At 50.2% G+C, this 16,522-nt stretch carries 9 protein-coding genes; 5 read left to right on the top strand and 4 right to left on the bottom strand.

Features of this window, described 5'->3' with window-relative positions; all coding sequences use genetic code 11:
• Window positions 1-56: 56 nt before the first annotated feature.
• Entirely contained in the window at window positions 57-2,090 is a 2,034-nt protein-coding gene (locus AWU77_RS15650; protein WP_238582467.1) for a nucleoside hydrolase-like domain-containing protein, read from the bottom strand.
• A 430-nt stretch (window positions 2,091-2,520) separates the two neighbouring features.
• Here AWU77_RS15650 and AWU77_RS15645 point away from each other — a divergent pair, with 430 nt between their 5' ends.
• From AWU77_RS15645 to AWU77_RS15635, 3 genes are all read left to right on the top strand, one after another.
• A complete protein-coding gene (locus AWU77_RS15645) occupies window positions 2,521-3,003 on the top strand; it encodes a GNAT family N-acetyltransferase (RefSeq protein ID WP_062065264.1) in 483 nt (160 codons plus the stop codon).
• Window positions 3,004-3,291: 288 nt separating this feature from the next.
• The gene (locus AWU77_RS15640; protein WP_062065261.1) at window positions 3,292-3,927 is read left to right on the top strand and encodes a phage tail protein; all 636 of its coding nucleotides are present in this window, start codon (window positions 3,292-3,294) and stop codon (window positions 3,925-3,927) included.
• Window positions 3,928-4,172: 245 nt separating this feature from the next.
• Window positions 4,173-11,501, top strand: coding sequence for an Ig-like domain-containing protein (locus tag AWU77_RS15635; RefSeq protein ID WP_193747550.1), 7,329 nt, complete (start codon window positions 4,173-4,175; stop codon window positions 11,499-11,501).
• A 29-nt stretch (window positions 11,502-11,530) separates the two neighbouring features.
• Here the strand turns inward: AWU77_RS15635 and AWU77_RS15630 are convergent, their stop codons facing one another.
• A complete protein-coding gene (locus AWU77_RS15630; protein ID WP_062065255.1) occupies window positions 11,531-12,928 on the bottom strand; it encodes a PLP-dependent aminotransferase family protein in 1,398 nt (465 codons plus the stop codon).
• Window positions 12,929-13,242: 314 nt separating this feature from the next.
• On the opposite strand from AWU77_RS15630, the gene AWU77_RS15625 reads away from it, so the two are divergent.
• A complete protein-coding gene (locus AWU77_RS15625) occupies window positions 13,243-14,034 on the top strand; it encodes a PhzF family phenazine biosynthesis protein (protein WP_062065252.1) in 792 nt (263 codons plus the stop codon).
• Window positions 14,027-14,923, top strand: coding sequence for a branched-chain-amino-acid transaminase (ilvE, locus tag AWU77_RS15620; protein WP_084618480.1), 897 nt, complete (start codon window positions 14,027-14,029; stop codon window positions 14,921-14,923). The genes AWU77_RS15625 and ilvE overlap by 8 nt, the downstream gene beginning before the upstream one ends.
• A gap of 114 nt (window positions 14,924-15,037) precedes the next feature.
• Here ilvE and AWU77_RS15615 read toward each other — a convergent pair whose 3' ends face one another.
• Window positions 15,038-15,829 (bottom strand): peptidoglycan-binding protein, encoded by a 792-nt coding sequence (locus AWU77_RS15615; RefSeq protein WP_062065248.1) that lies wholly within the window; start codon window positions 15,827-15,829, stop codon window positions 15,038-15,040.
• A gap of 16 nt (window positions 15,830-15,845) precedes the next feature.
• Complete coding sequence (locus AWU77_RS15610) at window positions 15,846-16,337, bottom strand: hypothetical protein (protein ID WP_062065245.1); 492 nt, start codon at window positions 16,335-16,337, stop codon at window positions 15,846-15,848.
• Window positions 16,338-16,522 lie beyond the last annotated feature (185 nt).

Below are 16,522 nucleotides of genomic sequence, written 5' to 3'. Positions count from 1 at the left end.
TTGTTCGTTTGCGTGGATTGTTTCTTGCTCATGGATCACCTCTGGAGTAAGTTTACTCAGTTTCTAAGGTGTCCGATATTCGCGGTAGGGATCACTTCGAGGATAATGTGTACTTGTTTTCCTGGTTCATCGGGCACTTTTACTTTGACGCCAGTTTTCGCGCTGGGGTTAAAGATAGTTACCTCAGACTCGGCTGAATCAGCCTCTTGATACTGCCACCAGGTGTAGCTAAGTTTGTTGCCGTCCGGATCGTAGGTGCCCATTGCGCTGAGTTCTACAAGATCTCCCGGTTTAACATCAAGATCTGCCGCATGGCCGAGCATGACCTTGGGTTCATGGTTGGCGTCTTTGTAGGGTTTAATTGTCCAGTCTGCGCGCGCTGCAAAATCTTTTTGCATAACAGCTATCCAGCGGGTGATGGGCTTGAAGTATTCGCGGTACTGATCCTGAGTTGCTGAATTGTCGCGCAGACTTTTGCGCCCCCATCCGGTTGTTGTGTACCAACGGCCCGCTGGGTAGGTATAACCTTTAACGGGTACAGGGTCGAGCCAAGTGTTTTCGCGCACTAGCTTGTAACGTCCGCCCCAGCCGCCCCACCCAGGTGACTCGGTGCTCCTGAGCCCGTTTGGTATGGTGTGTAAAAATGCTGGTGAGTCACCCTCTGAGCGGAATGCTCCTTTGTCGGCTTGATACAACGCCATCAGCGGGCCGTGGTTAACGAGTAGGTTCTCACTAAACCATGACTTTTCAAAATAAGGCGCGATTTCAGCCGGAAAGTCCCAATCTTCCCACCAGTAGCCCAGGGTAATGAACTGATCTGAAATAATGGTTGGAATATTGTACTTACCCCACACTTTGCGGATGTAATCTTGGTAAGTTTTGTCCTGCTCCCAGATCAGGAACAGCCGGATTTTCCCCGCGACTTCTTGCATGCGCTCTGGGTGTTGCTCTTCAATAGTTTTAAGTGCGCGTGCGATGGTGTTCACACCTCCCCAGGCTTGTAGCCACACAGGGTTAGGGTCTGAGGCATCAAGCAGAACTTTCACAATGTGGTCTGATCCTGCTGACGCTTTTTCCATATCACCTTCGGCTTTGACGTTACCCAAAAATGACTGGGATCTTAAATAGCTGGGTGTTGGGTAGGCAGGGTCGTGTTGAATCAGATTTGGATAGACTTTTTCATAAGCATCAAGATAGCGATCTTGCCAATTATCGCCAGCCCAATTATGCCCTTGCCAGTGATACTGGGAGCTAGTGGTAATAATCCCTTCAACGTCCCATTCGTTGGTATAAAGCAGGAAGCGAACCAGAGAGCATTCGTCGTCAATTTCTCCGTCGCTGGTCACTATCACGCGGGTTTTGTGTGGCGCACTTGGAGCGGTGCTGGAACTACTGGATGTGGAAGAATTACTGGGCTTGGAAGAGCTTGCTAGTGCTGAGCTGGCAGCCACACTACTAACTGCCGGTTTACTACTAAGCGCAACCGAGGAACTGCTTACTGCTGGCTTGCTGCTAAGCGCAACCGAGGAGCTGCTTACCGCTGATTTACTGCTGGAACTGCTAGAAACAGCACCGCAAATACCGGCGCTTGTTTTCGCCCCGAGGATGCTAAGTGAATCGATATTAGCCAAACCATCGGCTGTTAATGCGGTTAACTGCAGGTTGTTGTTGTCTTGCACCAGATCTACATCAATTGACACGGTTTGCCATTTTGTCCAACTACCTGTAGAGGGCATATCCAGAGTGTAACTACCGTTAGTGCCACCATTCAGGAGCAAAGTTCCCTTTCTATTACCGCTACCCCCATTGGCATAACGGAAGGTTAAGGTGTAACGGCTGCTTTCAGATGCATTGACTGCCCACTTAATCATGGCGCCTGTTGCATTTTTGCTATTAGCAAAACCGTTTCCCGTGAAGCCTGCGTTATTGCTATCAATAGTGCCATCGACACTACAAAACCCCGGCTGCTGTTCTTGAAGTACAAACGTTGAGGTGGCCGCCCAGGATGACGTGGAAATAGCTAGCGCTAATCCAGAAAGGATAAATGAGTATCCTGCCTGTTTTGTTGATGTTAAAAAATTTCGTTTCATTGTCATTACACTCGCTGTTATTTTTTTAAAACCATGCGGGAAATTTGTGGTGCGGCGCACGGTTTGAGAGGTGTTCGCTATGCACAAAAATACATTGCGATTAGTGAATGTTGGAGTTTTACAAAATACTGCACAGACTTGCACACCATCTGCGTGTGGCGTGCAGCAGTTGAAGCAGAGTAATTTGCGAATCAGCAAATCACTTCCTGAAAATTTTTGTTAATCGCTCGTATTCAAAGAAATGAAATCTCCTGGCTTGTGCTACTTCACAGACTGGAAATTTGTGCATCAGTTTTTTTATGTGCAAGATTTAGATGGCTAAAGAATTCTTCATTTACGCGACAAAAGCCGGAAGCAATACGTATGTCTTTAGCAGCTGTATATAATCGCTTGTTAGCTAAGTCCAATAACCGGGTAGGGGAAAATATAAATGTTTAATGGGATTTCTTTACCCTTTGGGTTGCGGTTATGTGAGCTGCAGCCGCAAGACCAAGTATTTGCAGAAGCTTTATTTTTTTCTACCCGCGAATTTCTCTATCAAATGCCGCTGGCAAAACCACAAGTAGACTTGTTAATTAAGCAGCAATTTATGTTGCAGCAGGCTTCATACAGCACTTCATTTCCCACCGCAGAAACCTTTATCGTCAACATTTTTGCCGAGCCTATCGGAAAACTCGTTTTGAATAATACGTCTGATAGCCTGCATATCATCGATATTGCGTTTATACCTAGCATGCGCAACAAGGGTTACGGGACAAGTATATTGCGTGCACTTAAGCGTCTGGCAGATCAAACCCATCGGCCGGTTCGTCTTGCGGTTGACCAGCAGAATCCCCGTGCCAAAAAACTTTATTTGAGCCTTGGTTTTACATTACTGGATTCGTCTACTACACATGACACATTGGTTTGGTAAACGAAGTGAACTCCAAAATCGGATGCTGCTGTTATGAGGCGTAATAGGATCTATGACTAAAAGTTAATAGACTTGCGGGTGGGTTCCTTTGGCTATGGAGCATGTGCAAAAAACATCCTATGGCGATGTGTGAATATCAACCTAAGTTGAATCAGACTTTTACAAAGGAATACTTTTGTTAGGAGTGGTGCAGTTTTTGATTGGCGGGATGAGAATCGGGCTTTTCGAAAATACAAGGAGCATTAACCAACGTAACAATCATCCTAAAACTCGTTAAGGAGAATCTTTATGTCAGATCCGTTTCTAGGTGAAATCCGCATGTTTGCGGGCAACTTTGCACCACGTGGATGGGCTTTATGTCAGGGCCAGTTGCTCCCTGTTTCCAGCAACAGTGCGCTTTTCTCTATTTTGGGCACAACCTATGGTGGCAACGGAACTACTACCTTTGCGCTACCTAACTTGCAAAGCCGCGCCCCGGTGGGTATCGGTACTGGGGCAGGGTTGAGTCATGTTGATCTGGGGCAGCTTGGCGGCGTTGAAAATGTGAACCTCACTACTAATCAATTGCCTGTTCACACTCCAACAGCCACTTTTACTGGAAATGAAAGTAGCGTGACAGCTACGGTTGATGTTGCCACCACAACCGCAACCGCAATGGTACCTCCGGCAGCGGGGGTTACTACCTATCTCTCAGCAACTGCCGCCAAGGCGGGACCAACAAATGTTGCGTTCAGTGGATTGTTTACCGGCACTGCGCCAGACTCTACAAAGGCCAGTCTTGGTGGAGTACAGGGTAGTGTGACACCTACAGGTACAGTAACCGTCAATCCAATTGGTGAAGGGCAGTCTGTTGGAATTCGCAACCCCTATCTGGGGATGAATTTTATTATTGCGTTGGAAGGCATTTATCCGTCGCGTAGTTAATGCCGGGTAATTGTTATTAAAACACGTTAGTAATCTGGAGGGGGAGTAAACCTTCTGGATTACTAGTTTTAGCTCCTTGAGCTAAATCAATTTTTGTGTACAGCTTTAAGGGGCTTAATATGTCACGCTGCAAAACAGATCATCCCAGTGATCGATATCAAACACCTGCTTGTAGATTCGTAAATATAAATACGGGTATTAAGTGGATCGTTCAACTATGTTTTGCAGCAGTCGCGTTGCTGGGAGTGAGCAGCAATGCAGCTTCAATTCCGTCTAATGTCACAGTTAACTTTGATGCTTCTGGTTTTACTGAGGGCGCGGATCATGGGTCACACGTTTTTACGCAGGGTGACTTTAAAATAACTTACAGCGCCGCTAACTGGTTTCAAGATACGGATGATGGTCAAAGTGCTTCCGCAGGTTTATTTGCAGGTGCGTATAGTGGAGTTGAAACAATTACTGTCGAAACCACCTCGGGCAATGAGTTCGATTTCGTTAGTTTTTACATCAATGCATTTGGTGGTGGTTTTGCTTCAGTTGAAGGTTTTAGAAATGGATCTTCGGTAGGCACTCAAAGCACAGGAACGGGCTTCGGTCAGCTTAGTGGAGCATATACTGTAACGTTAAATAACAATCCCTTTGATAATGTTGACAAAGTAGTTATCACTTCAAACAGCAGCGGCTATTTTGATGTGTTTGACAGTTTCGTATTTAATACGGTTCCTGATGTTACCCCACCTACGGTCACCAGTGTAAGCGCTCCCTCGAACGCAACTTATAGCACTGGGCAATCACTGAGTTTCACCGTTAACACCAGCGAAAATGTGATCGTGAATACTGGTGGTGGTACGCCTGGAATTGCATTGACCATTGGCGCCACAACCAAATATGCAACTTATTCATCGGGTACTGGAACCTCGGCACTTGTTTTTAGTTATGTCGTAGAGAGCGGCTTGCTGGATTCGGATGGTATTGATGTTGGTGTTCTCGCTGCCAATGGCGGAACACTGAAGGATGCCGCTAACAATGATATGACACTGACCCTGAATTCCGTTGGCTCCACCGCCAGTGTTCTTGTTGATAGTACCGCACCCACTGTTTCTTCCGTGACTGCGAGCACTGCCAATGGTACCTACAAAGTCGGCGATACCATCAGTATTCAAGTCAACTTCAGTGAAACCGTTACGGTAAACACCGGTGGCGGCACGCCGCAATTGACGCTGGAAACTGGCACTACGGATCGTAATGCGAGCTATACCAGTGGTTCGGGTTCTAGCCAGCTGACCTTTAGCTATACCGTGCAGGCAGGCGATACATCTTTAGATCTGGATTACGTGGCGACCAACTCACTCCTGCTCAACGGTGGCACCATTCGCGATGCTGCTGCGAATAACGCTAACTTAACTCTGGCATCCCCCGGTGCCGCCAATTCTTTGGGGGCGAATAAAGCGCTGGTGGTAGATGGTGTTGTCCCTACAGTGACATCGGTTAATTCCAGCACGGCTAATGGCGCCTACAAAGCAAGTGATGTCATTAGTATTCAGGTCAACTTTAGTGAAACCGTTACGGTAAACACCGGTGGCGGCACTCCCCAGTTAACACTCGAAACCGGTACAACTGATCGTACGATTAATTATGTGAGTGGCAGTGGCAGCAGCACGCTGACTTTCAACTATACGATTCAGGCGGACGATAACTCTGCCGATCTGGATTACCTGGCTACCAACTCTCTCGTACTCAATGGCGGCACTATTCAGGATGCGGCGGGTAATAATGCAACTTTGACGTTGGCGACACCTGGCGCAGCCAATTCCCTGGGTGCAAACAAAGCGCTGGTGGTGGATGCTGTTGCTCCCACTGTCACCAATATCGCCCCAACGGGTTCACCTGCTGCCAATGCGGCAAGCATGGATTTTGCGGTGGCCTTTGATGAGTCTGTCAGCAATATCTCTACTGATGACTTTACGTTGGTCACCGCAGGCACTGCCTCGGGCACTATTGCCAGCGTATCGGCTGCTTCTGGCTCCAGTATCACCGTCACGGTTAATACCATCACAGGTACAGGAACGCTCAGGTTGAATCTTAACGGCTCAACCAATATTGCGGATGTCGCTGGCAACGGCGTAGCCGCCTATAGCAGCGGTACCAGTCATACAGTAGATCGCGATGCGCCTGCCGCGCCCAGCACGCCAGACTTGGATGCTGCTTCCGATACCGGTGTGTCCAATACCGACAATATCACCGGCGATAACACCCCGACGTTTAACGGTACTGCTGAAGCCAATGCCACAGTGACGGTTATATCCTCATTGAGTGGCACCCTTGGCAGCACGACTGCCGATGGCTCCGGTAACTGGAGTTACACCGCCGGTGCTATGGCCAATGGCGTTCATAACATTACCGCGACGGCGACTGACGCTGCGGGTAATGTCAGTGTTGCGTCGGCGGCCTTGGCAGTGACTATTGATGGCCCAGTCACAGTCACGACCAATGCTGATTCAGGAGCGGATGCAACTATCGATGGCAGTTTGGCAACTGATCTTACGGACGGTGCAGGCTTATCCCTGCGTGAAGCACTTGCCTATGTAGCGGCGAGTGGCACCGTTGATTTTGCGGTGGGCTTGAGCGGCACTACTATCACCTTGGGCGCACCTTTAACGGTTCCAGCGGGCATTACCTTGGATGCAGATGCACTGGGCATCGCCACTATCACCGGCAGCACGTTCACTTTGGCGGGTAGCCTTGGTTTGAATAATGGCAGCGGCGACCGTTTAACGCTGAGCAGTGAATTGACTGGCACTGGCGCCTTAACCAAAACCGGAGCAGGCCGTTTAATTCTCACTAATGTAAATAACTCGACCAGCTACAGCGGAGACGTCACGGTAACGGCGGGTGAGTTGTGGATTGGCAGCGATAGCGCTTTCTCTTCGGGAACTCTCACGCTAAATGGTGGGGTGCTTGGCAATAATTCGAGCAGCTTTGTTTTCGACAACCCAATCGTTTTGGGGGCTAGCGGTGGCGGGGTTCAAGTATTAAACGCAATGCAAACCTTTACCCTGTCAGGCAATATCAGTGGCAGCGGCGCTTTGAATAAAACTAGCGGTGGCACTTTAGTTCTAAGTGGTACTAATAGTTTCTCGGGTGGTTTGTCCATCTCTGGTACCAATGGGGTGTCGGTGACGGATTCATCCAACCTTGGCTCGGGTACAGTCACAATCAATCCTTCCAGTCTGTTAACCCTTACAGGTACGGCTCAAACAATCACTAATGCCATTGCGTTAGCGGGCGATGCAACCATCAGTAATGCCAATGCAATGACTATCAGTGGTGTTATCAGTGGCTCGGATGCGTTAACCAAAGCCGGGGCAGGGGTGCTCACTTTCACGAGTGCCAATACAGCAACTGGTGCACTGACTATTGCGGCAGGTGGCGTGACACTCTCGGGCGGCAGTGCGCTGGCAGATGCGGTTGCCGTTACTGTGGATTCAGGCGCGACCTTAACCCTGCCCAGCGGTAGCGAAACCATAGGCTCACTAGCGGGTGCTGGAAACCTGGTGTTAAACGGCGCCCTAACCTTGGGTGGCAACAACAGTAGTACTACCTTAGCCGGTGTTGTCAGCGGCACTGGTTCACTTATCAAAAGCGGAACTGGCGTCTTCAAACTGGCTGGTGTTAGCAGCTACACAGGTGCAACTCAAGTGTCTGCTGGTAGCCTCATAGTGAACGGTGCTATCGCGACCAGTTCGGGCGTGACTGTTGCATCAGCTGCAACCCTCGGTGGTACAGGTACCCTGCCTAATGTGGCAGTCGCTAACGGCGGCAACCTGTCACCCGGTGATGCAGGTGTGGGCATACTGTCTATCGCTAATGGTTTAACGATCAACTCCGGCGGCAATCTGTTGTTGGACATAGCCGGTACTACGGCGGGCACTCAATACGATCAATTGAATGTGACCGGTACCGTCTCGCTCGCTGGGGCGTCTATTGCAGTGACTCACAGTTATGTTGCTGCTAATGGTGATACCTATGAAGTGATTGTTAATGATGGGGTGGATGCGATTACTGGAACCTTCACTGGCATAGCCGAAGGAGGTGCTTTTATTGCGGGCGGCAACTCCAGCAACCTGATTGTTAGTTATGCGGCGGGTTCGGGTAATGATCTAAGCCTTACCAATACCTTGCTGCCTGGTGCTCCTACCGGGGTGAGTGCGGTGGCGGGTAATACCTCAGCGCAGATCAGTTTTAGTGCACCTGCGGCGACAGGTGGTTCGGCCATTACCGGTTATACCGTTACCGCCAGCCCTGGTGGTGCAACGGCCACAGGTGCTGCCTCGCCCATCAGTGTGACGGGTTTAACTAATGGTATTGCCTATACGTTTACGGTGACCGCAACCAATGCCACAGGCACAGGGTCAGCTTCTGCTGCGTCTGGCTCAGTAACTCCACAAGGGCCACAAACTATCACTTTCACCAGTCCGGGCGCTCAGACGGTAGGTAATTCCCTGACGGTGACCGCTACCGCTTCATCGGGCTTAACGCCGGCTTTTACCTCGACTACTCCCTCTGTATGTACGGTCACCTCAGGTGGTGCGGTAACCTTGGTTGCTGCGGGCACCTGTAGCCTCACGGCGAGTCAGGCGGGCAATGCGGCATTTACGGCGGCTGCACCCGTTAGTCAGTCTTTTTTAGTGAATCCTGCACCTAATGTGGCGCCGGTGATTACTCAGGGTTCCTCGACCAGTGTGACCATGAGTGAAGATGGTGCGCCAACGCCTTTCGCCTTGGCGTTAACCGCTACCGATGGCAATAGTGACCCCTTGACTTGGAGTATCAGCACTGGGCCTCAACACGGCAGTGCCAGCGTGTCTGGCGGCAGCGTCAGCTACACACCAACCGCCAACTACAACGGTAGCGATAGTTTTGTCGTACAGGTGAGTGACGGTACAGATAGTGCGAGCATCACGGTAAACGTCACCATCACTGCGGTAAATGACGCACCGGTTATTAGCGGCACCCCAGCGATCTCGGTAGAACAGGATATTGCTTACAGTTTTACCCCTGGCGCAAGTGATGTGGATGTGGGCGATACACTGACGTTTAGCATCACTAACAAACCCACTTGGGCGAGTTTTAATACTGCAACTGGCGCATTGACTGGCACTCCAACCAATGCCGATGCGGGTATCTCAGGTGGAATAGTGATTAGCCTTAGCGATGGCACTGCAACCGTCTCTTTACCCGTGTTCGAGATCGAAGTCATCGCGACTATTGACCCCTTACAACCTGTAGTCACTGCTCCCGCCAATCTGGAGATCAACGCGACCGGTTTGTTTACGCCTGTAACTGTTAACACGTTATTGGGGCTGAGTTCATCGGCAACACAGGCAGAGATTGACTTGGCGTTGAAAGGTTTGGCGAGTGATGGGGTGAGCGGGAATACCTGCTGCGTTACTAATGCGGAAGGGGTGACCGGCAATCGCTTACTTTTGGCTCCTGGCCGCCATCAAATCAAATGGAAGGCCACCAATGCGGTGGGTGTAAGTGGCGAGGCGATGCAAGTGGTGGATGTGAAACCGTTGGTCTCCCTGAGTAAATCGCAAATTGCTGTGCGCGGGAGCAATGTGACCTTCAGTGTGATCCTCAATGGCAAGTCACCCACCTATCCATTGGATATTCCCTATGTTATCGATGCCTCCAGCACTGCAACCGGCAGCGAACACAATCTTGTTAACGGAGTGGCGCGCTTTACTCAGGCAGGCCAGTTGGAAGTGACCGTTCCGGTGACTCTTGCGCCGGCAGCAGGGCTGAGTGATAGCAAGTTGGTGGTTGCATTGGGCGGCGGAATCAATGCCGGTGCAAACAACCGCCACAGCATTGATATTCGTGAAGGCAATGTACCGCCTGTGGTCAGCATGAGTCTCAGTCAAGGTGGGATTGCTACCAGCCTGGTGACACCGAATGGCGGGCCAGTCACTGTGGTGGCGACAGTAAAAGATCCAAATAAGCAGGATACCCATTCGTTCGATTGGTCGGCCACCAGTGGCTTGGCGGATACCGATGGCAATCCGGTCAATGCCAGCCGCACCTTTGATCCTGCTGGTTTGGTGGGTGGTCATCAGGTGCAGGTGACTGTGACAGATTCGGCGGGTGCTGCAGTGTCAGCGCAAGTCTATTTCCGTGTGGTTGCCAGCTTGCCGGTATTGGATGGTAATGTAGATACGGACCAGGACGGGATCAACGACGCGCTGGAAGGTACCGGCGATAGCGACAATAACGGCATTCCTGACTACCTCGACAACATGCCATCGTCCAATATTCTGCCGCAGACCGGTAAAACCACGAATTCCTATCTGATTGAATGTGACCCAGGTGTGCGCTGTGGCCTTGGTTTATACGCCCGCGGCAGTAAATCTGGCGGGGTGCAGATACTGAATGAAGAGCTCGGCAGTTTGGACAATCTGGTGGCGGATCCTGCTTTTGAACCCGTAGGTGGAGTCTTTGATTTTGCGATTAACGATCTACCCACCCCGGGGCAAAGCATAAGTGTGGTTATACCTCAACAGGCTCCCATTCCTGCACAAGCTCAGTATCGTAAATTCCAAAAAGGGCGTTGGGTCACTTTTATTGAAAATGCTAACAATAGAGTTGCTTCAGCCGCAGGTAACCCTGGCTATTGCCCACCTCCGGGCGCAGCCGAATGGATTCCCGGTTTAACCGCTGGCCATGTGTGCGTGCAACTGACAATAGAAGACGGCGGCCCGAATGATGACGATGGTTTGGTGAACTCAGCTGTAGTAGACCCTGGTGCTGTTAGTAAGGCCAGAGCGGTACAGCCACCGGTTGAACCTCCCGTTGAGCCACCAAAACCGCCGGTGCAAGTCAACTCCAAAGGTGGTGGTGCAGTGCCTGCGCTGTGGTTGTTCCTTCTGGGTGGATTGGTGATTTTCAGACGCGCGACTCCCGCGCGTCTGGCGGCAATCCTACTCACAGTGTTTTCTCTCAACACTCAGGCGCTTGAAGATACCTATGTACGGTTGGATCTATTCACAGTCAACAGCAGCCACAGTGAGGCCGATTTTACCGGCGCATTGGAAGATGCCGGGCACGAGTTCACGCTTACTCGTTACGATGACAGTCGCACCGGTTTTCAGCTGACACTGGGTTATCAGTGGAGCGCACTAACCTATACCGAAGTTGGGTATCTCGATCTGGGTAAGGTAGAGGTTCAGCTGACGCTGGATGGCGATACCGATCTGGATGCCTTTGCCCGCGATTTCGCCAAAGAGTATCCAATCACTGCGACCGGTGCGACTTTGGTACAAGGCTTTAGCCACAACTTTAGCCCGGCCATTGCGCTTTCAGCAGAGGCCGGTGCTTTTATCTGGAGAGGTGAAGTTGAATTGGATAATGCAGTGTTTGCATTAAAAGACGATGACGGCGTTGATCCATTGCTAGGTGTAAAAATTGACCTCGCGTTGAGTGATGCCTTCAGTCTTGGTTTCAGTGGGCGCCGCATATTCTTTGGCGGTCAGGATATAGATTTGTATTCTTTTGGCAGTACTCTCCGCTTCTAGTGTGTTTTATGCACGCGGGGTTGCTGTGCTTACATCAACCCCGCCAACCCCATTAACGCTCGCTCAATACGATTGCCCCACACACAGGCACACGAGAGCCGGATAAATTGCCGGTATTTTTGGCTCGCCGAAAAAATTGGCCCGGGGGCGATACTAATCCCTTGCGCTAATGCCTTCCTCGCCAGCGCAAAACTGTCTACCTCGCCCGGTAATTCCATCCAGATCACAAAACCGCCTTCCGGTTTGGTGATTTTGGTGCCCTCGGGAAAATAGTGAATCACCGCTTCCGTCATACGCGCGACTGATTGTGCGTAGTCACCGCGCACCCGGCGCACATGGCGCTCGTATTGGCCGTTTTCCAGCAATTCGGTCACCGCCAATTGCGGGATGGTGGTGGTGGCCAAATTCAGCACATATTTCATGTACTCCACTTTATCTTGATAGCGCCCCGGCGCAATCCAACCCACCCGTAAGCCGGGCGATAGAGTTTTAGAAATAGAACTGCACAGCAGTACATTCTCATCCAGCCCTTTTAGTAGCGATGGGCGCGCATGGCTGAAACTTAAATCGCCATAAATATCATCTTCAATCAACGGGATTTCCCGCGCCTTGAGCATCGCCACCAGTTTTTGTTTGTGCTCGTCGGGCATTAGGCAGCCGAGTGGATTGCTGAAGTTGGGGGTGACCACACAGGCTTTGACCGGCCAGCGGCTGAGTGCCAATTCCAGCGCTTCTAACGACATGCCGGAATGTGGATTGGTGGGGATTTCCAGCGCCTCCAGCCCAAGCGATTCAATTACCTGCAGCAAGCCATAAAAGGTGGGCGATTCGATGGCGACTACATCGCCGGGCGATGTGGTCGCGCGCAATGCCAGCGTCAATGCCTCTTGGCAGCCATTGGTAATTACCAGATTGTCGGGGTGCACCGCGCAACCGGCATCGGCCAAACGGCGCGATAGCTGGCGGCGCAATTCCGGCGCGCCGGGGGAAAACTCATAATTCGCGGTGCGCACCCGATAGTGCCGCGCGGCTTTGGTCAGTGCCTGCTCAATAGCGCGAGTTGGTAAAAATTCGGCAGCGGGTACAGCGGCACCCAATTGCACTATGGCGGGGTTGTTTGCCGCTTTAATGAGTTGCAACACCATATCCTGCCCGGTCACTGGGGCAGGGCGCATGGTGGTCACTACAATACGCGGCGGCGCAACCGCGAGCGAGGGCTTGGTTTTGACGTAAAACCCCGAGCGATTGCGCACCTCCAGCAACCCCCAATCCTCCAATTGGCGATAAGCGGTAATCACAGTGGCGATACTTACACCGCGCGCTTGCGCCTGCGCACGCACACCGGGCATACGGTCGCCCGCTTGAAAGCCACCTGCGTTGATCAGGCTGGCCAGCTCATCGGCAAGTTTGCGGTAGAGAATCTCCATCACAGCTCCTGATGTTCAGTTTAAGACCTATGGATCCCCGCTGCGCGAGGATGACGACTCCCTTTTTCCTGCACATCGTCATTCCCGCTTGCGGGAATCCAGCAATTGATTTCAGTACCTATAGATCCTTGCAGGCGGGGATGACGGTAGATACAGTTTTGGTGAAAAGTAATAGGTACAGATGTGTTTAAGTAGAACTGTACCGTATCAATTTTACATTTCTGAAACTGTAATGGTTGCTGTACAGGAAATACACTGCTTTCTCGTAAAAACAGTCACTATTTATCCCAGTAAGGACATATCAGGAGGAGTCTATGAGTCACCCATTGTTTTTGGTCGATGCCTTTGTCGATCAACCTTTTAGCGGCAACCCCGCCGGTATTTGTATTCTCGATCGGGAACAGCCCGCCAGTTGGATGCAAAATGTCGCGTTGGAGATGAATCAAGCCGAAACCGCGTTTGTGCATAAACGTGCCGATGGCAGTTGGAACCTGCGCTGGTTTACCCCGACGGTGGAAGTGAGCCTCTGTGGCCACGCGACACTCGCTGCCGCTCATGCTCTTTGGCACCACGCGGGTGAAACCGCCGCAACCCTCGAATTCCACACGCGCAGCGGTCGCTTAACGGCGACTCGGATTGGCGATGAAATTCAGCTGGATTTCCCCGCCGATTTCCCCCAGTCCATCGCTCAGGTTCCACCGCAGTTGGTTCAGTTGTTGGGGCAGCAGCCCCATTGGTTTGGCCAAGGGCGAGAGTATCTGCTCGCGGTAGTGGACCATGCGGATACAGTGCGCAACTTTATTCCCAACAACGAGCTAATCGCCGTCTTTACTCCAATTGGATTAATACTCACCGCAGCGGGCGACCAAGGCGTTGATATGGTCTCGCGTTTTTTCGCACCCAATCACGGTATTCCGGAAGATCCAGTCACCGGCTCAGCGCATTGTTTACTTGCCTGCTACTGGGGGAATCGCCTCGACAAAACTCATCTGCGCGCGCAACAGGCCTCACCGCGCGGCGGCTTATTAACCTTGGATTGGCAGGGCGAACGGGTTCTATTAAGCGGCAAAGCCCGCACTATGCTCACGGGAGAATTTCATGGTTGATTTAGCGATTACCGGTCAGCAGACGACAGGTGTATCTCCAACCCCTATTTGTTGGTTGAACGGAAAAATAATGCCTGCGCAACAGGCAAGGGTTTCTGTATTCGACCACGGCTTGTTGTATGGCGATGGCGTATTTGAAGGCATTCGTTTTTATCACGGCAAAGCGTTTCGTTTGCAGGCGCATCTGGAGCGATTGTTGTTGTCAGCACGCGCGATTGCATTAAATATTCCGTATAGCATCGAACAATTAACACAAGCCGTTATAGACACTATTTCCGCCGCGCCAGATACGGATGGTTATCTACGGATGGTGGTGACTCGCGGTGTTGGGCCACTGGGTATAGACCCCGCGCGCTGCCATTCACCGCAGCTCTTTATTATTGCGGACAGTCTGCATATGGTGAGCGAGCGGGTACGCAGTGAAGGTGCAAAAGTCATCATCGCCGCCACGCGCCGTTTAGGTGCCGACGGCCTCGACCCGCGCATTAAAAGTTTGAATTATCTCAATCATATTCTCGCGCGCATGGAAGCCACACACGCAGGCGCCGATGAAGCGATCTTACTCAACAGCGCCGGTAGAATCGCCGAGGGCAGTGCGGACAATATTTTTATCGTACAGCGCGGCGAATTATTAACTCCGCCAGTAATTGAAGGCGCGCTCGATGGCATTACCCGCCAGGTGGTATTGGAACTCGCTGAAAAACTCGGCATAAAATCACGCGAAATTCCGCTCGCACCCTACGATTTATTCACGGCAGACGAATGTTTTCTCACCGGCACCGGCGCGGAATTAATTCCGGTTGGTTATGCGGATGGCCGAAAAATTCCTCAATGTCCCGGGCCGATTTATACGCGCTTGGCGGCGGCATTTAGGGAGTTGGTAAGTTAGGAAAAAGTCGGACTTGTTATAGTCCGACTTTGCTCTACAGTACAAATTGCTAGGTTAAAAGGCCAGTGTGGTATTAATTAAAGCAAATCTGCCTAAGCGGAATTGATTGAGGGTTCAACACAAACGTGAAATTTCTTCCATGCGGGACGTGCTAACCGATATGCTTACTGGAAGTCGTATATAGGACTTGATAATTGAGCTGATTCGAATCTTTCTTGCTACAACTGAACCTTCTCTACTTCCCGCATCATTAGTATTACCTTCAATGGTTGTGATCATTCTACCGTTAACACCTTCGACAATTCCTATGTGTGAGAAAGTAAAAACTACAATATCTCCTTTTTGAGGTGTAAAAATTGTTGAGCTTGCTGGAAAGATTAAACAATTATTGTTTTTCGCCCAGATATTCAAAAAACGGCTTACCGAGGCTTCTCGAGGGGGAATGATGGTGGGGAAAAAGGGAGAATAGTTTAGAAGTTTTTGTACGCAGAATGACACGAATGCAGCACACCAAGGATAACCATCAGTAACTCCATTCACCACCAGGGAATCTGATTTAAATATAGCTTGTAGTGCTTTGCTGTCTCCTGCTTTGTTATTTCCGGTTTCTTTTGTCCCAATGTATTTAGCTGCAATGTCGGCAAGTAAACCTTGTGGTGAAGGTGCTGTACTTGCGGCAGGGATGATCGGTGTTCCTAGCGATAGCGCCTGCCATGTTTTTGGGCCGACTACACCATCTGGTGTTAGTCCTTTACTTTGTTGAAATCGCTTGACTGCATTTAAAGTAGCTACTCCGAAATCGCCATCCACTATTAAAGCGGTGTTTTTATTGTATGCATTGAGTAGTTTTTGAAGCTGCTGTACAGATTCACCAATTGAACCTTTGCGTAATGTGATTTGAGACATATGTAAGTTCCTTCTGTTAGTTTTTTTCTAAATAGATCCACAAGTCCGATGATATGAATTCATTTTCAGAATTTAGCTCAAGCCATAAGATACCTTTTTCAGTAAATATGCCTCGAACCGTTTCCCCATACAAGCGATCCTCTTTTATGCAAAGTTGATCAAAAGTAGATGTGCTATTTTCCAGCCCAGGTTCAATGTAATTGCGTTGCGCTTTGTGGTGTCCGCCCAAGGCTTGCACATCAATGTTGATATTGGCACCACCGATTTCAATATTGAAATGTGTGGCTGACATAATTGCAGGTTTGAAGTTGCTAATATGAACCACTTCGGTTCCATCCAGTACATCCGTTGGTAATTGGCTGAATGCATTTGTGGGAATTCTGCAGTTCTGGACGGGTATTTCTTTTGCAGGTGTATTTGTTTCACTTGCGACATTGTGGTTATTCAAGCAACCGCCCAGCAAAAATATTGCTGCACACAACACACTTTTTTGATTGATATTGAACAAGGTTAATCCTCCATAATTAAACGGTAGCGAGGCTTATACTGCCATTCAGTTGATACTACAAATGAAAGATCATGATTAAGCTAATTTGCTCACATTTTCATTTGTAGAAAGGTGCGCAAAGATTTTTCAAATCCTGATTATAGTTATTTGGTCTGGTATTAAATGGCATCCTTTGGTAGCTTGTG

The sequence above is a fragment of the Cellvibrio sp. OA-2007 genome (genome assembly GCF_000953825.1).
Classification (GTDB): domain Bacteria; phylum Pseudomonadota; class Gammaproteobacteria; order Pseudomonadales; family Cellvibrionaceae; genus Cellvibrio.
Note: the sequence above shows the minus strand (reverse complement) of the source record. Positions and strands in the feature narration are given on the sequence as shown.

Bases quoted from the DNA above. Each gene is read 5' to 3' on its own strand.
- AWU77_RS15650 (WP_238582467.1), bottom strand. From the start codon at position 2,090: ATGAAACGAAATTTTTTAACATCAACAAAACAGGCAGGATACTCATTT.
- AWU77_RS15645 (WP_062065264.1), top strand. From the start codon at position 2,521: ATGTTTAATGGGATTTCTTTACCCTTTGGGTTGCGGTTATGTGAGCTG.
- AWU77_RS15640 (WP_062065261.1), top strand. From the start codon at position 3,292: ATGTCAGATCCGTTTCTAGGTGAAATCCGCATGTTTGCGGGCAACTTT.
- AWU77_RS15630 (WP_062065255.1), bottom strand. From the start codon at position 12,928: ATGGAGATTCTCTACCGCAAACTTGCCGATGAGCTGGCCAGCCTGATC.
- AWU77_RS15625 (WP_062065252.1), top strand. From the start codon at position 13,243: ATGAGTCACCCATTGTTTTTGGTCGATGCCTTTGTCGATCAACCTTTT.
- ilvE (WP_084618480.1), top strand. From the start codon at position 14,027: ATGGTTGATTTAGCGATTACCGGTCAGCAGACGACAGGTGTATCTCCA.
- AWU77_RS15615 (WP_062065248.1), bottom strand. From the start codon at position 15,829: ATGTCTCAAATCACATTACGCAAAGGTTCAATTGGTGAATCTGTACAG.